Annotated in this window: 19 protein-coding genes; 3 read left to right on the top strand and 16 right to left on the bottom strand. The window is 70.5% G+C overall.

The window, feature by feature from the left end; all coding sequences use genetic code 11:
* Positions 1-56: 56 nt before the first annotated feature.
* The 15 genes from ACFQU3_RS15545 to ACFQU3_RS15475 all read right to left on the bottom strand — a co-directional run bounded on the left by ACFQU3_RS15545 (position 57) and on the right by ACFQU3_RS15475 (position 16350).
* Complete coding sequence (locus ACFQU3_RS15545) at positions 57-1766, bottom strand: hypothetical protein (protein WP_385911338.1); 1710 nt, start codon at positions 1764-1766, stop codon at positions 57-59.
* A gap of 79 nt (positions 1767-1845) precedes the next feature.
* On the bottom strand, positions 1846-3306 hold the full coding sequence (gene atpD / locus ACFQU3_RS15540; RefSeq protein WP_385911336.1) for a F0F1 ATP synthase subunit beta: 1461 nt from the start codon (positions 3304-3306) through the stop codon (positions 1846-1848).
* 31 nt (positions 3307-3337) lie between these two features.
* Complete coding sequence (locus ACFQU3_RS15535) at positions 3338-4273, bottom strand: F0F1 ATP synthase subunit gamma (protein WP_385911334.1); 936 nt, start codon at positions 4271-4273, stop codon at positions 3338-3340.
* An 89-nt stretch (positions 4274-4362) separates the two neighbouring features.
* Positions 4363-5994, bottom strand: a complete 1632-nt coding sequence (gene atpA, locus ACFQU3_RS15530; RefSeq protein WP_385911332.1) for a F0F1 ATP synthase subunit alpha — start codon at positions 5992-5994, stop codon at positions 4363-4365.
* 69 nt (positions 5995-6063) lie between these two features.
* Entirely contained in the window at positions 6064-6876 is an 813-nt protein-coding gene (locus ACFQU3_RS15525) for a F0F1 ATP synthase subunit delta (RefSeq protein ID WP_385911330.1), read from the bottom strand.
* Entirely contained in the window at positions 6876-7451 is a 576-nt protein-coding gene (locus ACFQU3_RS15520; protein WP_385911329.1) for a F0F1 ATP synthase subunit B, read from the bottom strand. Before ACFQU3_RS15520 ends, ACFQU3_RS15525 begins: the two co-directional genes overlap by 1 nt.
* A 71-nt stretch (positions 7452-7522) precedes the next feature.
* Positions 7523-7732: an ATP synthase F0 subunit C gene (atpE, locus tag ACFQU3_RS15515; protein ID WP_188030461.1), complete on the bottom strand. Its 210-nt coding sequence runs from the start codon at positions 7730-7732 to the stop codon at positions 7523-7525.
* Positions 7733-7849: 117 nt separating this feature from the next.
* A complete protein-coding gene (gene atpB / locus ACFQU3_RS15510; RefSeq protein WP_385911326.1) occupies positions 7850-8629 on the bottom strand; it encodes a F0F1 ATP synthase subunit A in 780 nt (259 codons plus the stop codon).
* A gap of 145 nt (positions 8630-8774) precedes the next feature.
* Positions 8775-9068, bottom strand: coding sequence for a hypothetical protein (locus ACFQU3_RS15505; protein ID WP_385911324.1), 294 nt, complete (start codon positions 9066-9068; stop codon positions 8775-8777).
* Positions 9069-9082: 14 nt separating this feature from the next.
* Positions 9083-9616 (bottom strand): hypothetical protein, encoded by a 534-nt coding sequence (locus ACFQU3_RS15500; protein ID WP_385911322.1) that lies wholly within the window; start codon positions 9614-9616, stop codon positions 9083-9085.
* A 145-nt stretch (positions 9617-9761) separates the two neighbouring features.
* A complete protein-coding gene (locus ACFQU3_RS15495) occupies positions 9762-10859 on the bottom strand; it encodes a glycosyltransferase family 4 protein (RefSeq protein ID WP_385911320.1) in 1098 nt (365 codons plus the stop codon).
* A gap of 44 nt (positions 10860-10903) precedes the next feature.
* Entirely contained in the window at positions 10904-12181 is a 1278-nt protein-coding gene (gene glyA / locus ACFQU3_RS15490) for a serine hydroxymethyltransferase (RefSeq protein WP_385911318.1), read from the bottom strand.
* Positions 12182-12228: 47 nt separating this feature from the next.
* Positions 12229-13032 (bottom strand): L-threonylcarbamoyladenylate synthase, encoded by an 804-nt coding sequence (locus ACFQU3_RS15485; RefSeq protein ID WP_385911316.1) that lies wholly within the window; start codon positions 13030-13032, stop codon positions 12229-12231.
* A 103-nt stretch (positions 13033-13135) separates the two neighbouring features.
* Positions 13136-14206 (bottom strand): TAXI family TRAP transporter solute-binding subunit, encoded by a 1071-nt coding sequence (locus ACFQU3_RS15480; RefSeq protein ID WP_385911314.1) that lies wholly within the window; start codon positions 14204-14206, stop codon positions 13136-13138.
* Complete coding sequence (locus ACFQU3_RS15475) at positions 14203-16350, bottom strand: TRAP transporter permease (RefSeq protein WP_385911312.1); 2148 nt, start codon at positions 16348-16350, stop codon at positions 14203-14205. The genes ACFQU3_RS15480 and ACFQU3_RS15475 overlap by 4 nt, the downstream gene beginning before the upstream one ends.
* 166 nt (positions 16351-16516) lie before the next feature.
* On the opposite strand from ACFQU3_RS15475, the gene ACFQU3_RS15470 reads away from it, so the two are divergent.
* The 3 genes from ACFQU3_RS15470 to ACFQU3_RS15460 are packed head-to-tail and all read left to right on the top strand — an operon-like array spanning position 16517 to position 19646.
* Complete coding sequence (locus ACFQU3_RS15470) at positions 16517-17176, top strand: response regulator transcription factor (protein WP_385911311.1); 660 nt, start codon at positions 16517-16519, stop codon at positions 17174-17176.
* Positions 17177-17178: 2 nt separating this feature from the next.
* A complete protein-coding gene (locus ACFQU3_RS15465; protein ID WP_385911309.1) occupies positions 17179-18624 on the top strand; it encodes a sensor histidine kinase in 1446 nt (481 codons plus the stop codon).
* Positions 18621-19646 carry a TAXI family TRAP transporter solute-binding subunit gene (locus tag ACFQU3_RS15460; RefSeq protein WP_385911307.1) on the top strand — a complete coding sequence of 342 codons (1026 nt, stop codon included), beginning with the start codon at positions 18621-18623 and terminating at the stop codon, positions 19644-19646. Before ACFQU3_RS15465 ends, ACFQU3_RS15460 begins: the two co-directional genes overlap by 4 nt.
* Before the next feature lie 27 nt (positions 19647-19673).
* Here ACFQU3_RS15460 and ACFQU3_RS15455 read toward each other — a convergent pair.
* Positions 19674-20300: N5-glutamine methyltransferase family protein (locus ACFQU3_RS15455; RefSeq protein WP_385911305.1), on the bottom strand; the 627-nt coding region annotated here is incomplete at its 5' end.

Raw genomic sequence — 20300 nt, 5'->3', positions numbered from 1 at the left:
CACATGCCCCTCGGGCGGTGCAGCACCGGTGGCCTGCATCACATGCTCGGCACTGCTCATCCGGTGTGCCTCAGGACCACGAGCTGCGAGGTCTGCGACACGACGCGGTAGTGCGCGACGACCCAGTCGCGTAGCGGGTCCGGTCCTGCGATGTAGCGGCTGCGACCGTGACCGGGCCAGTAGTCACGGGCGGCGACCACGCACTCCGGCGCGCGGCCGGTGCGCTCGACCCAGTCCAGCACGTATCGGCTCGTCGAGCCGAAGTAGTCCATCCACACGATGGGCGTGTCGAAGCGGACGTCGGCGTAGAGGAACGCGGCCGGGTGGATGTAGTCGAGGACGCCGTCTCCAGGAGCCGCGCAGGCCCGCAGCGCCTGCTGGCCGGCCAGGACCTCCTCGCTACGCTCCGGCGTCGTGAGAAGCCCCGCGAAGGCGCCGTCGGGTGCCGCGACGACGAGCGAACCGGGCGGTCCGTCGCGGTAGCTGCCCAGCACGTGCAGCGTGCCGAGGCAGAGCAGCAGCGTCGCCGCGACCAGGAGCTTGCCGGCACGCGAGCGCACCCAGACGAGGGCGCCGAGGGAGGCTGCGAGCAGGCCGGGCGCGAGGGCCGCCCCGGTCGCGCCCCAGACCGGCGCGGAGGACGTGAAGGCCGCCACGAGAGGCATCCCGACGAGGGTCGGTGCGAGGCCCAGCGCCGCGAGGCGTCCGACCGGGCGCCGGTCGCGGACAGAGGCCACCACGAGGACCGGCACCAGCACCGCCACCACGACGCTGCCGGCGAGCGGGGTGAGCCACGACAGGACGGTGTAGGTGCTCGCTGACGCACCTCCCTGCGCCGCCTGCACCCCGACGGCCAGGACGGCGACGACGAGCAGCGGCGCGCGCAGGCGGCGCATGGCCGGAAAGGCCGCGAGCACGCCCAACCACATCGCGGTGAGCACCCACGGACCGGTGAGTGCCTCGCCGAGCTGGGTCGCCCACCGGCCGAGCCGGTCGGTCCGGCTCGGACGGGTGGCCTGGTAGGCGTCGGTGAAGGCCAGCGTCTCGGACACGTTGGCGGGCCCCCAGACGCCCACCCAGAGCACCGCGACGACGAGCACCACCGCCACCACCCCTGCCATCACGGCGGTGACGCCCGGCCGGCGTGCGAGCCTGCCCCGTATGCCGGGTGGCGCCTGCCGAAGACCTTCCGCGGAATCGCGCCGCCACAGCATCGTCACGAGCAGGACGAGCAGCACGGCCGCCGCCGGTGCCGTGACGGGATGGCTCACCGCCCCGAGCGCGGCCGCCGCCCCCGCCAGGACGGCATACGGCCGCCGACAGCGCGCACACCGGGTCACCGCGCCGACCCCGGCGCTCGCGGCGAGCAGGTACATGAGCGCCGGCGTCGTGTTGTACGACAGCACCTGCTGGTTGTAGGCGGCGGGGACGAGCGCCACGGCAAGCGCGCAGGCAGTCGTGCCTCGACCGAAGGCACGGCGCAGCGCGAGCCACGCCCCGGCCCCGACGGCCGCGGACACCACGACGAACCACACGCGTGACGCGAGCACGATCCCGTCGAGTCCCACGAGGTGCAGCCACACCCACGTGAACGGGGCCGCCGGCCACGCCCCGAGAGCCTGCAGGTTCATCTCGTCGCGGAACGGCACGTCACCCTGCGCGAGCCGCATCGCCAGCTCCACGGCGTGCGAGCTGTCACTGAGGTCGAGCCCGTAGCGGGCCCGCCAGATCGCCGCGGCCGCGACGGCAACGGCGAACGCCGCCACCCGCCAACGACGAGCGGGGAGGGCCCATCGGGCACCTCCCCGCCATCGGGTCGCACGGACCATCCAGGTCAGGTCCGGGTCAGAGGTTCTTCTGGATCTCCGCCCACTGGCGCTCGACGTCGTCGAGGCCACCGCACATGAAGAAGGCCTGCTCGGCGACGTGGTCGTACTCACCGTCAGCGATCTTCGTGAACGCCTCGATCGTGTCGGTCAGCGGCACGGTCGAGCCCTCGATACCGGTGAACTGCTTGGCGACGTAGGTGTTCTGCGACAGGAACCGCTGGATGCGACGAGCGCGGTTGACGAGGATCTTGTCCTCTTCGGAGAGCTCGTCGACACCGAGGATCGCGATGATGTCCTGCAGCTCCTTGTTGCGCTGGAGGATGGAACGGATCCGCACCGCGGTGCTGTAGTGGTCCGGCGCGACGTAGCGCGGGTCGAGGATGCGCGAGGTCGACGTCAGCGGGTCGACGGCAGGGTAGATACCCATCGACGCGATGTCACGCGAGAGCTCGGTCGTCGCGTCGAGGTGCGCGAACGTCGTGGCCGGGGCCGGGTCGGTGTAGTCGTCGGCCGGCACGTAGATCGCCTGCATCGAGGTGATCGAGTGTCCACGCGTCGAGGTGATCCGCTCCTGGAGCGTGCCCATCTCGTCGGCGAGGGTGGGCTGGTAACCCACGGCAGACGGCATACGGCCGAGGAGGGTCGAGACCTCGGAGCCGGCCTGCGTGAAGCGGAAGATGTTGTCGATGAAGAGCAGGACGTCCTGCTTCTGCACGTCGCGGAAGTACTCCGCCATCGTCAGCGCCGACAGGGCCACGCGCAGACGCGTGCCCGGCGGCTCGTCCATCTGGCCGAACACGAGCGAGGTCTGGCCGAGGACGCCGGCCTCCTCCATCTCGACCATGAGGTCGTTGCCCTCACGGGTGCGCTCGCCGACCCCGGCGAACACCGACACACCACCGTGGTCGCGGGCGACACGGGCGATCATCTCCTGGATGAGCACCGTCTTGCCGACGCCGGCACCACCGAAGAGGCCGATCTTGCCACCCTGGACGTACGGGGTCAGCAGGTCGATGACCTTGATGCCCGTCTCGAACATCTGGGTCTTGCTCTCGAGCTGGTCGAACGCGGGCGCCTTGCGGTGGATGCCCCAGCGCTCCTTCACCTCGAGGGTCTCGCCCTCGGCGAGGTTCATGCAGTCGCCGGTGGTGTTGAAGACCTTGCCGAGGGTCACGTCGCCGACGGGCACGGTGATGGGGCCACCGGTGTCCTGAACGGCCGAGCCGCGCACGAGACCGTCGGTCGGCTGCAGCGAGATGGCACGAACCATGTTGTCGCCGATGTGCTGGGCGACCTCGAGGTTGATGTTCTTCGTCTCGCCGGCGAGGGCCACCTGGGTGGTGAGCAGGTTGTACTGCTCGGGCATCGCGTCGACGGGGAACTCCACGTCGACGACCGGGCCGATGATGCGCGAGATGCGGCCGACGCCGCCCGCGGCCTCGGCAGCCACAGCGTTGTCACTGACGGTTGCAGTCATGGTTGTTGACTTCCTTACCTAATGGGCGGGGTTACTTCTTGGCGTCCGCGAGGGCGTTCGCGCCGCCCACGATTTCGCTGATCTCTTGGGTGATGCCGGCCTGGCGTGCCTGGTTGGCGAGGCGCTGGTACTTCTTGATGAGCTCGGTCGCGTTGTCGGTCGCCGACTTCATCGCCCGCTGGCGGGCCGCGAGCTCGGAGGCCGCCGAGCTGAGCAACGCCGTGAAGATTCGGTTGCGCACGTACTTGGGCAGCAGCAGGTCGAGGACCTCGGCCGCGCTCGGCTCGAAGGAGTACTCGGGCGGGATCTGACCCTGCTCGTACGTGTTCACCGAGAGGTCGAGACCCTCCTCGCCCTCGGCGTCGTGCTCGACGACCTCGAGGGGCAGCAGCCGCAGCACGTGGGGGTCCTGGCGCACCATCGAGCGGAAGCGCGTGAACACGACATGGATCTCGTCGTAGCCGCCCTCTGCCGTGTCCTTGAGGAAGTCGGCGCTGATGCGGTCGGCGATCTCCTTGGCGGCCTCGAAGGTCGGCGCGTCGGAGAAGCCGGTCCACTCGGCGGCGTACTCGCGGTGGCGGAACTTGTAGTAGCTGACCGCCTTGCGACCGACGAGGTAGGAGGAGACCTCCTTGCCCTCGGCCTGGAGGTGGGCGATGAGCTCGGCGCTGCGCTTGATCGCCGCGACGGAGTAGGCACCGGCCAGTCCGCGGTCCGCCGTGATGATGACGACGCCGGCGCGCTTCGCGTCGGGGTTCGCCGTCGTCAGCGGGTGGTCCTCGTTGGTGTTGGTGGCCACGGCGGACACGGCGCGCGTCAGGGCGGTCGTGTACGGCATCGCCTCGGACGCCTTCTGGCGTGCCTTGATGACGCGCGCGGCCGCGATCAGTTCCATCGCGTTGGTGATCTTCTTGATGGACTGGACGGACTTGATGCGCTGGCGGTAGATCCGCATCTGCGCTCCCATGTGCTCCGCCTCTCTTGGTCTAGAAGTGTGGGGGTGCGGGCCCGCCCCGGGTGCCGCTCAGCGAAGCCGAGCGGCACCCGGGCGGTGACTCACTTGGTCTTGACGATCCTCGCCTGGGCGATCGCGTCGTCCTCGAGCTCCTCGGCCTCCTCGTGGCCGGCCTCGAGGCCGTCACGACCGGTGCCGCGGAAGGTGAACTTCACGTCGTCGATGACCTTCGTCAGGGCCGCCTCGGTGTCGTCGTCGAGCTTGGCCGTCTCGCGGATCGTCTGGAGGATCTTGCCGTCGCGGCGGAGCGTGTCGAGCAGCTCGGCCTCGAAGGTGCGGACGTCCTCGACGGCCACGTCGTCGAGCTTGCCGGTCGTACCGGCCCACACCGACACGACCTGCTCCTCGACGGGGTACGGGCTGCTCTGCGGCTGCTTGAGCAGCTCGACGAGGCGTGCACCACGGGCGAGCTGAGCTCGCGAGGCGGGGTCGAGGTCGGAGGCGAACATGGCGAACGCCTCCATGGCGCGGAACTGCGCGAGGTCGAGCTTGAGTCGGCCCGCGACCGTCTTCATCGCCTTGATCTGCGCGGCACCGCCGACTCGGGACACCGAGACACCCACGTCGATGGCCGGACGCACGTTGGCGTTGAACAGGTCGGCCTGGAGGTAGATCTGGCCGTCGGTGATCGAGATGACGTTGGTCGGGATGTACGCCGAGACGTCACCGGCCTTCGTCTCGATGATCGGCAGGCCGGTCATCGAGCCGTGGCCGAGGTCGTCGGAGAGCTTGGCGCAACGCTCGAGAAGCCGCGAGTGCAGGTAGAAGACGTCACCCGGGTAGGCCTCGCGACCCGGCGGGCGGCGCAGCAGCAGCGACACGGCGCGGTAGGCCTCGGCCTGCTTGCTCAGGTCGTCGAAGACGATGAGGACGTGCTTGCCCTGGTACATCCAGTGCTGGCCGATGGCCGAGCCGGTGTAGGGGGCGAGGTACTTGAAGCCGGCCGAGTCGGACGCGGGGGCGGCGACGATCGTGGTGTAGTCGAGCGCGCCGGCCTCCTCGAGGGTGCCGCGGACCGACGCGATGGTCGAGCCCTTCTGGCCGATGCCGACGTAGATGCAGCGGACCTGCTGGTCGGGGTCGCCGGACTCCCAGTTGCGCTTCTGGTTGATGATCGTGTCGATGGCGACCGTGGTCTTGCCGGTCTGGCGGTCACCGATGATGAGCTGGCGCTGGCCACGACCGATCGGCGTCATGGCGTCGATCGACTTGATGCCGGTCTGCAGCGGCTCGTGCACCGACTTGCGCTGGACGACCGTCGGAGCCTGCAGCTCGAGAGCGCGGCGCTCCTCCGACTTGATCTCGCCGAGACCGTCGATCGGGTTGCCGAGCGGGTCGATGACGCGGCCGAGGAAGTCGTCACCGACCGGGACCGAGAGGACCTCGCCCGTGCGCTTGACGGTCTGGCCCTCCTCGATGCCGGCGAAGTCACCGAGGACGACGACGCCGATCTCGTGGACGTCGAGGTTGAGCGCGAGGCCCAGCGTGCCGTCCTCGAACTGGAGCAGCTCGTTGGTCATGGCCGAGGGCAGACCCTCGACGTGAGCGATGCCGTCACCTGCGTCGGTGACGCGGCCGACCTCTTCGCGGGAGGCCGCGCCGGGCTCGTAGGACTGGACGAACGCGTCCAGTGCGTCCCGGATCTCCTCCGGACGGATCGAAAGCTCCGTCATGTCAGATCTTCTCCTCGGTTTCGACCCGTGCGGGCCGGTGGTTGTTCACAGCTGGTGGTGGGCGGTGCCTCAGGCACCCATGGCGCGGCGTGCCGCGTCGAGCTTGCGGATGACGGTGCCGTCGATGACCTCGTCACCGATCTCGACCTTGACCCCGCCCATGACCCGGGGGTCGACGACGGTGTTGACGTGGACCGTGCCGCCGTAGATCGCCGACAGGCCGGCTGCGAGGCGGGTGCGGTCGTCGTCGGTGAGCGGAACGGCCGACGTCACGATCGCCGTCTGCTGTTCGCGACGGGTGGCAGCGGTGTCGAGGTAGGCCTCGATCGTGCGGTCGAACCGGCGACCACGCGGAGCGACGACGGCCTGGCGGGCCAGGGTCAGCGTCTCCGGGGTGGCCTTGCCCTCGAGCAGCGAGTCGACGAGCACGCCACGCTTGTCGGCCGGTGCCGTCTGGTCGGTCAGGGCGCCACGCAGGGCCGCGTCGGCCGCCACGATGCGCTCGAAGCGGAAGAGCTCGTCCTCGACGCGGCCGGCGCGGTCGGCCGACTCCGCTTCGGCGACGACGGCCTCGACGGCATACGCCTCGATCGTGTCGGTGAGGTCACGCTCCGAGCTCCAGCGCTGCCCGATGACGCCCTTGAGGACGACGAGGGACTCGGCGCTCACCTTGCCGGTGAACAGGCGCTCGGCGAGCGCCGCCTTGTCCGAGCCCTCGCGGGAGGGGTCGGCCACGGCCCGGCGCAGGGTGGCGTTGCCGTCGAGCACGCCGACGACCGCGAAGAGCTCCTCGGCCAACCGCGAGCGGTCGGCACCGGCGGCGAGGGCGCCGGTGAACGCGTCGCGGCTCGTGGCCGCTGCTGCGCGTGAGGACCCCTGCATCAGCGCTCCCCGACCTTCTCACGGACGACGTCGCCCGACTCGAGCTCGGCGAGGAAGCGCTCGACGATGTCCTTCTGGCGGGTCTCCTCCTGGAGCGACTCGCCGACGATCCGACCGGCGAGGTCCGTGGAGATCCGACCGACGTCGTTGCGCAGCGAGACCATGGCCTGCTGGCGCTCGGCCTCGATCTGCTTGTGCGCCGTCTCGGTGATCCGAGCCGCCTCCGCCGCCGCGTGCTCACGCATCTCGGCGATGATCTGCGCACCCTGGGCCTTGGCGTCCTCGCGGATCCGCGAGGCCTCCGCGCGTGCCTCGACGAGCTGCGCCTGGTACTGCTCGAGCGCAGCCTGGGCCTGCGCCTGGGCCTCCTCGGCCTTGTTCATGCCGCCCTCGATCGCAGCGGTGCGCTCGGCGTAGATCTGCTCCAGCCGCGGGACGACCTTCTTGGCCACCACGAAGTAGAGGATCGCGAAGCACGCCACACCGAAGAAGAACTCGAGCGGGTGCGGGATGATCGGTGCCGCGGTGGCCCAGAAGCCCTCGCCGCCCTCGGCGGTCACGGTCACTGCTTGCATGAGGGTCTCCTAGAGAGAAACGAACGGTGCTTCGGGGAGCACGGGGTGCGTTCGGTTGGCTGGTGCGGGGATCAGCCGCGGAAGACGAACGCGAGGGCGATACCGAAGATGGCGAGCGCCTCGGTGATGGCCATGCCGAGGAAGGCGATCGGCTGGAGCATGCCACGGGCCTCAGGCTGACGAGCCACACCGTTGATGTAGGCAGCGAAGATCAGACCGACACCGATACCGGGGCCGATGGCGGAGAGGCCGTAACCGAGGATCGCGATGTTGCCGTCCATGTTGTTTCCATTTCCTTCTTGTCGGTCCCGGCAAGCTTTTTGCCGCCGGGGCTGGGTGAAGCATTGGGTCGTGCTGGGCGGTGCTGGGTGGTGCAGATGGTGCAGTGCGGGGGCCGCTCAGTGCTCGTCGGCGACTGCGCCGGCGATGTAGAGGGCGGCGAGCAGGGTGAAGACGTAGGCCTGCAGGAACTCGACCAGCAGCTCGAAGAGCGTCATGACGAAGGCGAAGACCCACGTGACACCGCCCGCGACGATGAGGACACCGCCGGAGGTGAGCATGTACCAGCCGCCGGAGATGAACAGGGCCATCAGGATGTGGCCGGCGAACATGTTGCCGAAGAGTCGCAGCGCCAGCGTGACGGGCCGCGTGAACAGGTCGGTGATGAGCTCGAGGACGAAGATCGGGCCGATCATGCCCTTGGGCAGTCCGGCGGGGACGAGTGACTTCCAGTAGCCGATGAAGCCGTGCTTCTTCATGCCGACCGCGTGGAAGACGATCCACACGATCAGGGCGAGCGCGATGGGGAATCCGATGCGGCTCATCGTCGGGTAGCTCATGGGCGGGATCACGCCGAAGAGGTTGTTGACGAGGATCAGCACGAACATCGAGAAGAGCAGCGGGACGAACTTCATGAACTCGTGGCTACCGATGAGGTCCTTGGCCACGCCGTTGCGGACCAGGCCGTAGACGGCCTCGGTGCCCATCTGGCCACGGCTGGGGACGAGTGCCCGCTTCTTCGTGGTCGCCATGAGCCACCAAATGATCAGGCCCGTGGAGAGCAGCATGAGGAAGATCGGGCGCGTGATCGCCCATGCACCGTCACCGATGAGGGGCTGCCAGAACTCCTCGACGCCGGGGGCGGTGTAGTCCGTCGGCGCGGCGGCCACGATGCTCACGGGTTACTCCTTCGTAGGTTCAGGGCAGTGCGGGTGACGCTCGGCGTCAGCGGTGCGGGGTCGAGGACCGGGCGTCTGCTCCCAGCCCGCTCCCAGGCCGGCGTGCCTCCGGGCGACACAGGTGGCGGCATGGTGGCCGCCGGGCTCAATGGGTACCGTATCGGAACCAGATCAGGTAGAGCGACAGGGCCATCCCACCGACGATCCCCGCTCCGACGATCCACGACGTGCCCAGCCAGTGGTCCGCGAGGGCACCGAGTCCGCCGTAGACGAGGGGCCCGGTCAGCAGGTACGCGACGGCACGCCACGCGGAGTCCTGCTCGCGGGTGTTGAACGCCCGCAGCTGCTCGTCGGCATCCACCTCGGGCGGCGTTGTCGGCTCGGCGGACTCGCGCGACTCGTCGGGCTCGGGTGCCGACGGGGTCTGTGGTGTGGTCATGGTGACCTCCGGCCTCACGGCTCATCACGCGGCTCCCGGTGGGTCGGGGCGTGGGTCGGGACGTCGGTCGAGGCGTCGGTCGACGCATCGGTCGACGCATCGGTCGACGCGTCGAGCGAGGCCTCCCCATCGGGGTCGTACGCGAAGATCCGCAGCCGCTTGTAGGAACGCATCTCGAAGAACAGCCAGACGACCGCGCACACGGTGACGCTGAGACCGATGGCGAAGCCGGAGGCCCAGCTGACGTCACGCAGGGCGAACATCGCGACCGCCAGCACCAGCACCTTGAAGGTGTAGGTGACCATCACGACGATCATCGTCGTCGTGGGCGGCAGGTCGGCCGTGCGCTTCATGACGAGCAGCGTCAGGCTGAAGAAGAAGACGACGATCGCGGCGCCGAGCGCGGCGGACCACGCGGCCTTGGGGCTCGAGAAGAGTCCGACGAGGACGCTGACGAGACCGGCGGCGGCGGTCGGCAGGAGGGAGCCCCGGAGAAGCTGCGCGAACGCATCGGACTGTGATGCGCTGCGGGCCGATGTGGCGCTCAAGGAAACCTGCCTGGGTGCGTCGTCGAGGCGTGGTGCGGGCGGGACTCGGGCTGATCCGCTGCGTGCTCGGATCGGTTGCGTGGAAAGCGATTCCGGCGACCCGGGAGACTCTTCCCAGACTCTCCTCAGGTGCTTGTGAATGCTATCACAAGCGTTCGGACGGCCTCCACCGCGGGAGCCAGACGGTGAGCACGACGCCCATCACCGCTGCCGCGCCGACGACCGCGAGTGGGCGCGGACCGTCCCAGATGACGAACGACACCGACCCCAGGGCCACGATCGCGGCCCAGAGGTAGAGGATGAGCACCGCCCGGCGGTGGCCGTGGCCGATGCGCAGCATGCGGTGGTGCAGGTGCATCGCGTCGGGGTGCCAGGGGCGCTGCCCCGCGCGCGTGCGCCGCACGACGGCGAGCAGCATGTCGAGGAATGGCAGGAGCAGCACGGCGAGTGGCACGAGGATCGGCAGGAACGCCGCCGACACCTCGTTGGCGCTGACCTGTCCGGGGTCGACGTTGCCGGTCAGGGTGATGGTGGCCGCGGAGAGCAGCAGGCCCAGGGTCAGCGCGCCGGAGTCACCCATGAAGAGTCGCGCCGGGTGGAAGTTGTGGGGCAGGAAGCCCGCACAGCACCCGACGAGGGCGGCGCAGATGAAGGTCGCCGTGGAGAAGACGTTGGCCGGCACGAACGAGCGCGACACGATGTAGCTGTAGATGAAGAAGGCGAGGGCCGCGATGCCCACGACGCCGGCCGCGAGCCCGTCGAGGCCGTCGATGAAGTTCACGGCGTTCGTCGACGCGATGACGACGAGCACCGTGAACATGACGAGCACCGGCGTCGGCAGGATCGTCGTGCCGAAGATCGGCAGCGACAGCAGCTGCACGCCGGTGTAGGCCATGAGCCCTGCCGCGAGCATCTGCCCGGCCAGCTTGGTCAGCCAGTCGAGCTCGCGAATGTCGTCGAACGCACCGAGGAGGCACACGATGCCACCCGCGACGATGACGCCGAGGATGCGCCGGTCGGAGAACAGCGTGCCGAGGTACGGCAGGGCCCGCGCCACGAGGGCTGCGGCGACGAAGCCGACGTAGATCCCCACTCCCCCGAGCCGCGGGATCGGCGTCTTGTGGACGTCGCGCTCGCGGACGGCCGTGAAGGCACCGGTTGCGACGGCGAGGCTGCGGACGAAGGGTGTGGCGAGGTACGTGACCGCGGCGGCCACGATGAGGACGAGGACGTACTCGTGCACCTACCGACCTTCGTTCGTCGCCGACGCCGGCGGGATGGCCCGACTCAGCGAGGGTATGCCGGGAAGCGCGTGACGAGGTCGGTGACCTCTGCACGCACCTCCTTGCTGACCGCGTGGTCGGGGTCGGCGTCGCCCTCGGTGACGGCCTTGTGGATGAGCGAGGCGATCGTCTTCATCTCCTCCAGGCCCATGCCCTGCGTCGTCACCGACGGCGTGCCCACCCGGATGCCCGAGGCGATGTTGGGCTTCTGCGGGTCGAACGGGATCGCGTTCTTGTTGAGGACGATGCCGGCGGCGTCTGCGCGCTCCTCGGCCTCCTTGCCGGTGACGCCCACGCCCTGGAGGTCGAGCAGCGACAAGTGCGTGTCGGTGCCGCCCGTCGTCGGGCGGATGCCGACCTCGAGCAGGCTCGCGGCGAGCTGCTGGCTGTTGGCGATGACGTCCTTGGCGTACTGGGCGTACTCGGGGCTCGCGGCCTCCTTGAAGTTGACCGCCTTGGCCGCGATCGTGTGCATCTGCGGACCACCCTGCATCATCGGGAAGACCGCCTTGTCGAGCGCCGCCTGGTGCTCGGCCGTGCAGACGAGCGCGCCGGAGCGCGGACCGCGCAGGACCTTGTGCGTCGTGAAGGTGACGACGTCGGCGTACGGGACGGGCGACGGGATCGCCTTGCCCGCGACGAGGCCGATGAAGTGGGCGGCGTCGACCCAGAGGATGGCGCCGACCTCGTCGGCGATCGCGCGGAAGCGCTCGAAGTCGATGAGGCGCGGGATCGCGGAACCGCCGGCGCAGATGACCTTGGGACGGTGCTCCTTGGCGAGGGCCTCGACCTGGTCGTAGTCGATGTCCTCGGTCTGCTTGTCGACGCCGTAGTGCACGGCGTTGAACCACTTGCCGGAGAAGGAGACCTTCGTGCCGTGGGTGAGGTGCCCGCCCATGGGCAGGGCCATCGCGAGAATGGTGTCGCCGGGCGCCATGAAGGCGCCGTAGACCGCCTGGTTGGCGCTCGCACCCGAGTGCGGCTGGACGTTCGCGTGGTCGGCACCGAACAGGGCCTTCGCGCGGTCGATGGCGATCTGCTCGGCCTTGTCGACCTCGGCGCACCCGCCGTAGTAGCGGCGGCCCGGGTAGCCCTCGGCGTACTTGTTGGACAGCGTGGAGCCGAGGGCGGTCAGCACGGCCGGCGAGCTGATGTTCTCGCTCGCGATGAGCTGCAGTCCGCCGCGGATGCGGTCGAGCTCGGAGAGGAGCACGCCCGCGATGTCGGGGTCGAAGCTCTGCAGGGCGCCGAAGTCGGAGCCGTAGAACGTGTCGTCAGCCATGGGAGATCTCCGGGTGGTCGGGAGTGGGGCGCGAGCGCGAGCCAACTCTATGCCGTCGGGTGACGACGGTCCGAGTCGTCCTCGGTCGTGGACAGGTGCTCGCCGAGCGTGTCGGCGGCGACGTCACGCTCCGGCTCGGGGGCGGGCTCGGGGGCGGGCTCGGGCTCGGGGGCGAACTCGGGCTCGGGGGCGGGCTCGGGGGCGAGCGCGGGCTGGGGCTCAAGGGCGAGGGCGGCATCGAGCTCGCCCTGCGCGATGGCGCCGACGCGCAGGGTCACCGGTGTCTCCCCCGTGCAGTCGACGATCGTCGATGGCTGCGCGCTGGCCGAGGGGCCGCCGTCGAGGTAGACGCCGACCGACTCACCGAGCATCGCGACGGCCTCGTCGACGGTGCTGGCGGCCGGGTCGCCGGTCGAGTTGGCGCTCGTCACGGCCATCGGGCCGATGTCACCGAGCAGCTCGAGCGTGATGCCATGGTCGGGCACGCGCAGCGCGACGGTGCCGTTGGTCTCGCCGAGGTCCCAGTGCAACGAGGTCTGAGCCTTGAGCACCAGCGTCAGCGGGCCGGGCCAGAACCTCTCCATGAGGCGCTGCGCGTAGTCCGGCACCTGCGTCGCGAGGCCCTGCGCCGTGCGCGCGGTGGGGATGAGGACGGGCGGCGGCATGTCGCGCCCACGACCCTTTGCCGCGAGGACGGAGGCGACGGCGTTGGCGTCGAAGGCGTCGCAGCCGATGCCGTAGACGGTGTCGGTCGGCAGCACGATGACCTCACCGCGACGGACGGCGGCGGCTGCGGCCGGGATGCCCTCGGCGCGCCCCTCGGGGTCGGTGCAGTCGTAGCGCTCGCTCACGAGGGCGAGCCTACTTGGGCCCCTCGTGGGCTCGCCGTCCGCCGTCCCCCTGGACGGCGGACGGCATACGGCTGCACACAGTCGTGTGGGATCTGCAGGCCGTCTACAGGGCGTCGAACGCCTGCTTGCTTCCGGGGGCCAGCGGGACGGGGTCGGTCCGCGGCCCGGTCTCGGCCGTCAGCTCCTTCGCGGCAGGATGCACCTTGGCGAGCTCGGCGCTGCTGCCCCAGATGAGCTTCGTCAGGGCGCAGGCGTTCGCGGCGGAGAAGTCGTCACGGACGAGCAGCAGGTTGGGGACGACGATCGTCCTGACGTCCGAGGGCAGACCGTACGTCGCGGCGGGGATGGTGCCCTCGGCGTATACGGGGTTGACGTCCTTCATCTTCGCGAGACCAGCGGTGACGTCGATGAGCTCGACGGCATCCTTCTGCGACGTGAAGAGGTCGGTGAGCGCCGGGGTGGGCAGGCCGCCCGACCACACGAACCCGTCGATCGAGCCGTCCTTCATCGCGTCGACCGTCTTGCCGAGCTCGAGGCGTTGGGCCGCGACGTCGGAGTTGATGTCGAGCCCGGCCGCCTGGAGCAGCCGGGTCGCGATGACCTCGGTGCCCGACTTCGGGGAGCCGGTCGAGATCCGCTTGCCCTTCATGTCCGCGACCGTCTTGATGCCCGACGCCTTGCGGACGACGACCTGCGTGTAGTTCGAGTGGATCCTGCCGAGAGCCTGCACCTTCTGCGGCGCGCTGAACGACCCCTTGCCTGCCACTGCGTCGGCCGCCGTGTCGGCGAGCGAGAAGGCGATGTCGTACTGTCCCCCGACGAGCTGCTGGATGTTCTGGACCGACGCGCCGGTCTCGGCCGCGGTGGCCTTGAGCGGCGACTTCGCCGACATGAGGCTTGCGATGCCGCCGCCGAGCACGTAGTAGACGCCGGTGCTGTTGCCGGTGGCGATGGTGACCTGCCCGGCGCCGGCCTCGCAGCCGCCGGCTCCGGTCGCTCCCCCGGCGCCCGCGGTCCCCTGGGGCTGCTTGCCCCCGCAGGCACCGAGCGCGAGCGCCGCGGCCGTGGCCGCCGCGACCAGCGGCACGACGCGGCGGCGGGTCCGTCGACCGGAGGTGAGCGGCGCCGAGATGGGCGGCGTCGTGGATGGCGTCGTGGATGGCGTGGTGGTCATGACAGCTCCTTCGCTGGCAGGGATGTGGCGGGCGGTGTGGATGAGGTGCGGGTGCGGGCGACGTTGAGCAGCACGGCGGCAGCGAGGCACGCGAGGCCGGCGACGATCGTCACGGGCTGCAGGAACAGGAGCAGCCCGGCGGCCGGCACGCAGAGCAGCCGCTCGACGCGGTTGGCCGGGCGTACGAGCCAGCCGCCGGTGACGGCGGCGAGCGCCGCGACGGCGAGCATCGAGACCGCCGTCGTCCAGACGATGTCGAGGACCGGCCCCTGGAGGAGCAGGTGTGAGCCGTTGTCGGTCATGACGAACGCGAGCGGCGCGAGGAACGCAGGCAAGGTGTACTTCGCCGCCTGCCACATCGTGCGGATCGTGTCGCCGCCGGTGATCGCCGCCGAGGCCACGGCCGCCAGGGCCGTCGGCGGCGAGACCTCCGACAGCACGGCGTAGTAGAAGATGAACATCGCCGTCTCGGGTCCGCTCACGCCGAGCGCCTGCAGGGCCGGGCCGATGACGACCCAGCTGATGATGAACGACGCCGTCACCGGCACCGCGAGGCCGAGCAGGACGATCGCGAGCGCCGACAGCACGGCCGTGATGACGACGACGAGTGCCGGGTTGTCGGTGATCGCGTGGGCCGCGGCGACGAGGAGGTTCGCGAGGTTCTGCCCGAGCCCGGTCTTGACGATGACCGAGGTGATGATGCCCGCGGCGGCACACACCGCGGCGACGGGCAGGACCGAGCGCACCCCGGACGCGAGCGCCCGGTAGAGCTGGACGGCATACGTCAGCAGGGCTCCACCACGTGACTGCACCTCGGCGTCGGGGTCGAGTGGGTCGCGTCGGGACACGAACCGCTCGACGAGGCCGACGGCCGCGGCGAGCGCCGTCGAGTAGATGACTGCCTTGAACGGGGGCACGCCGAGCGCGAGGAACACGACGATGACGCCGAGCGAGAGCAGGTGGTAGCCGAAGCGGAGCAGCAGCCGCCATGGGTTGCGACGCGGCACCTCGACGGCGTCGACGCCGAACCGGCGGGCGTCGATCTCGACGGCGAGCACGATCCCCAGGTAGTAGAGCAGCGTGGGGATGCTGGCCCAGAGGAGCACTTGCAGGTAGCTCGTCTGGAGGTACTCGGCGATGATGAAGGCCGCGGCGCCGAGGGTCGGCGGCGAGAGGATCGCGCCGATGCCGGCCGCCGCGAGCATTCCGCCGGCGTTCTCGCGCGGGTAGCCGGCCTTCCTCAGGATCGGCCACGAGACGGCGCCGAGGCTGACAGCGGTGGCGGTGCCAGAGCCTGAGACGGTGCCGAGCAGGAAGCCGCTCAGCGTCACCGTGCGGCCCGGCGCGGTACGTGACCGGCCGAAGACGGAGAAGCTGAAGTCGATGAAGAAGCGCCCGGCTCCGGTGGCGTCGAGCACGGCGCCATAGATCGTGAACAGGACGATGTACGAGGCGCACACGTCGAGCGGCACGCCGTAGAAGCCGGACTGGTCGTTGTAGAAGCCGTTGACGATCTGGTCGAAGTCGACCCCGGCGTGCGAGATCGGCCAGCCGACGGGCAGGAACCCGCCGTAGTAGGCGTAGGCGAAGAAGACGGCGCAGACGATAGGCAGGACGAGCCCGGTCGTGCGGCGGCAGCCCTCGAGAACGAGAAGGGTGAGCAGCGTGCCCATCGCGACGTCGGTCGGCGTCAGCTGGCCCTGACGGTCGAGGAAGGCGTTGAAGCCGCCACCGCTGTCGCCGACCGCGAACGGCAGCACCGGGTACAGGCACACGACGAGCGTGACGAGGCCGAGCAGCCAGTCGTGCAGATGCGGGTCGTCACTGGGGCCGCGGTCGCCCGGCGCGCGCCTGCGGCCGCGGTACGTGAGGAAGACGAGCGGCAGGACCAGCCCGAGGAACAGCATGAGGAAGAACTGGTTGCCCTGCCGCAGCGGCGCGAACACCTGGAGCAGGACGAACGCCGAGATCGCGAAGCAGTAGAGCGTGACGACCGAGTCGAGCCGCTCCCCCAGCCGGCGTTGCGGACGCTCCTCGTCGTACTCGGCGATGAGGTCGTCGACGTCTACCGCCCTGGTCTCGGGATCGGCGCTCGGCGCGCCGGTGCGATTGGGTCCTGCAGTCACCGCTTCGTTGAGGGACATGCCGGGGAGGCTGCCACGGACGACCGCCCTGTCGGTGGTCGTGGCGGGATTCTTAACACCCTCTTGAGAATTCGGTGCCGCGCCACCGTGTCCTCTGCTCGCGTATGCCGTCCCGCGGGCTCCCAGGGGTCGCCGGCGACGCGTCCGGGCGGGCTAACATGCGCGGATGCGTGTCCTCATCGTCGAGGACGACGACTCCGTCGCCTCGGCCCTCGGTGACGCCCTGCGTGCGACCGGTCACGACGTCGACCGGGTCGACTCGGGCGTCGACGCGCTGCTGCGCCACCATGACCGTGACGTCGTACTGCTCGACCTCGGGCTTCGGGACGGCGACGGCTTCGACGTGCTGCGCAAGCTGCGCCAGGTGAGCCGCACGCCGGTGCTCGTCGTGACTGCCCGATCCGACGAACGGTCCACGGTCCGCGCCCTGCACCTCGGGGCGGACGACTACGTCGTCAAGCCGATTCGCCTGCGAGAGCTGCTCGCCCGCATCGACGCGGTGACCCGACGACGACCGGCATCGAGCACCCAGGCCGACCTCGTTCACACGAACGGCGTCACCATCGACCTCGCGGCGCGCACCGTCGTGGCGAGGGACGGCACGCCGGTCCCCTTGACGGCCAAGGAGTTCGCGCTGCTGGCCGTGCTGGCACGCCGGATCGGCACGGCGGTGAGCCGGCAGCAGATCCTCGACGAGGTCTGGGGCGACGCGTTCGCCGCCGCCTCGCGGTCGTTCGACGTGCACCTGACACAGGTGCGCTCCAAGCTGCCCTCAGCGGAGCTCATCACGACGATCCGCGGCTTCGGCTACCGCCTCGAGGCCTGACCGTGCGCACGCGGGTGCTGGCCCCGATCCTCGCGTGCGTGCTGCTCGTCGTCGTGGCCATCGCCGTCCCTGCGCTGCAAGCGATCTCCCGCGAGCGCACGCAGGAGCTCGTGCTCCAGCGATCTACGTCACTGATGCGCTTCGCCAGCCTCGCACGGTCGAGCATCGACTCCGGCGACCGGACCGCACTCGTCCAGCACGGCCAGACGTACGTGAGGCTCTACGGTGAGCCGGTGCTCGTCATCGACCCGTCGGGGCGTGCCGTCTTCGAGACCGAGTCACTCTCGCTGGACGAGCCCGCTGTAGCCGCAGCGGCGACGGCTGCGCGGCGCAACCAGCCGATCGACACCCTTCCCGTCGTCTTCCCGTGGAGCGGGAGTCACCACCTCATGGCGCAGCCGGTCGTCGGCACCGGTGACCTCACCGGAGGGGCAGTCATCACGCGCGTCGACGCCGGACGCGCCGTCGCCGACGTGCGAGAGCGGTGGGCGCTGGCCCTCGCCGCTGCGGCCGCTGGGCTCCTCGTGCTGACTGCGCTCGGCCTGCTGCTCGGGCGGTGGGTCGTGCGGCCCGTGCGCGAGCTCGACCTGGCGTCCCGGGCGCTGGCGTCCGGTCGGCTCCCCGACAGACTGCGCCGCACCGGTCCGCCCGAGCTGCGCCGGCTCGCCCAGTCCTTCGACGAGATGGCGGCATCGGTCACGGGCACGATCCGCGAGCGCGGTCGGCTCGTCGAGGACTTCTCGCATCGGCTCCGCAACCCCCTCGCAGCGCTGCGCCTGCGCATCGACGCCCTGGCCCACGACGAGAGCGACGCCAAGCGCGGGGCCGCCCTCGCGCAGGTCGACCGGGACCTCGACCGGCTCGAGCGGATGGTCGACACCCTGCTCGACCTCGCCGAGGCCGAGCACCGAACGGGCGCAGGATCGGTGAGCGGCCTGCTCGAGCCCGACGAGAGGCCCCTCGAGCTCACCTGTGACCTCTTCGCCGACGAGGTCCTCGCCCGCTGGGCGACGCAGTCCGCGCAGCGCGGGGTCCGGCTGGTCCGCGAGGGCCTCGACCACGTCGGGCTGCGCTGCTCGGCCATGGACGCCCACGACATGGTCGACGAGCTCGTCGAGAACGCCCTCCGGTACGCCGGTCACGGCGCCGACGTCGTCCTGCGCCTCGCGCTCCGCGCGGCGGCCGGCCACACAGCAGCGGGGCCGGCGCAGCGTGTCGCCCTCATCGAGGTGGCCGACACCGGCCCCGGCTTGGGTCAGGATGAGCTCGACCACGCCCTCGAGCGCTTCTGGCGCTCCCCGGAGCAGCGCGACACCGACGGGACGGGCCTCGGTCTCGCGATCGTCTCCCAGCTCGCCCGGGCGAACCGCGGCCACGTCGACCTCCACCCGAACGACCCGCACGGCCTGCGGGTCCGGCTGACCCTGCCTGCCGTGGGAGACGCATGAGCTGGCGCCACGTGCCGGATCCGGTCCGAGCAGCGTCACCGGGGGCCCTGCGGCCCACCGGCGATCGTCGCCCCGGACGGCGCACCGTCCTTCGTGCCGCCCTTGCGACGGCGGCCGGCCTCGCCGGGGTCGCAGGTGTCGCCGGCGGGGGCTGCACGGCGGACGACACCCTCGACCGGCTCGACATCGCGTGCGGCGAGCCCGGTGGCACCTACATCCAGTTCGGCCGCCTCCTCGGTGGCGCGGCCGTGGCCGAGGGGCTGGCTCGCACGTCGACCGCCCTGGTGACGGCGGGCAGCGTCGACAACCTGGCCCGGCTGCGTACGGGGTCGGCGGGCCTCGCGATGTGCCTCGCCGACTCGGCCCGTGAGAGTGCCTGGACGCCCGCGGCCATCGGCCGCGTCTACCAGAACTACCTCCAGGTCGTCGTGCCCGCCGGCAGCCCCGTCACCTCCGTAGAGCAGCTGCGGGGGCGGCCGGTGTCGATCGGCGCGCCCGGGTCCGGCACGGCCGCGACGACGCGCCGGGTCTTCGGCGCTCTCGGCCTGCTCGACGCCGGGTCGCGCCGCGTCGAGGTGTCCGAGCTCGTCCTGGCCGAGGCGATCCGCAGGCTCCGGGCCGGCACCCTCGCGGCACTCGTGTTCAGCAGCGGCATCCCGATCCCCGCGCTCACCGCTGTGGCCGCGCAGTTCCCTGTGCGGCTGCTCGACCTCACCGAGGTCTTCGACCGGTTGACCCAGGTGCAGCGTGAGGTCTACGCCCGCACGACGGTGCCGGCCGCGACGTACGACATGCCCGCCGACGTCACCACCGTCGGTGTGGCCAACCTGCTCCTGTCACGACCCGACCTGCCCGAGGACACCGCGGCACGGCTCGTCGACCTGGTGCTCGGCCGCGCCCGTGACCTCGTGCCCCCGCCCTCGACGGGCATCCAGTACCTCACCCAGCAGACCCTCGTCGACACCTTCCCGATCTCCCTGCATGCGGGGGCCGCGAGGCGCTACCGAGAGCTGCACGGGTAGACCCGGGCGCCGACGCTCCCGCCGGTTCTACCGGCTAGCCCGACGGGCCGTGGTGACGCGGGGGCGGCCGGCGAGGTCGAGGTGGTCGGCGACGTCGCGCCACTCCCCCGTGGCGGCGAGGCGCCGGGGCAGGCTCTCGCCCTGGGTCTCGGCGTGCTCGACGAGCAGGAGACCACCAGGCCGCAGCAGGCCGGCCGCGACGCGTGCCACTGCGAGGGGGATCGCCAGGCCGTCGTCACTTCCGCCGTAGAGGGCTACCTCGGGATCGTGGTCGCGCACCTCGGGGTCGAGCGGCACGGCCCCGACGGGGATGTAGGGCGGGTTGACCGTCACGACGTCGACGGTGCCGGCCCAGTCGGTGAAGCAGGGCCGCGTCGCGTCGCCCTCGACGAGCTCGACGTCGAGCCCCGACCGGTCGCGGTTCGCGCACGCCCAGGCGTATGCATCCGGCGACAGCTCGAGGCCACGGACGTGTGTGCGTGGACGTTCGTCCTTGACCGACAGGGCGATCGCCCCCGACCCGGAACACAGGTCCACGACCCGAACGACTCGTTCGCCGTCGAACGCGCCGTACGGTGCCGAACGCGTCGGTGCACCAGCGTTCTCGACATCGAACGACTCGTTCGGTGTCGAGGTGGGGGCGGCGGGGGTGGC

This window comes from Terrabacter sp. GCM10028922 (assembly GCF_042666095.1).
In the GTDB taxonomy this organism is placed as follows: domain Bacteria; phylum Actinomycetota; class Actinomycetes; order Actinomycetales; family Dermatophilaceae; genus Terrabacter.
Note: the sequence above shows the minus strand (reverse complement) of the source record. Positions and strands in the feature narration are given on the sequence as shown.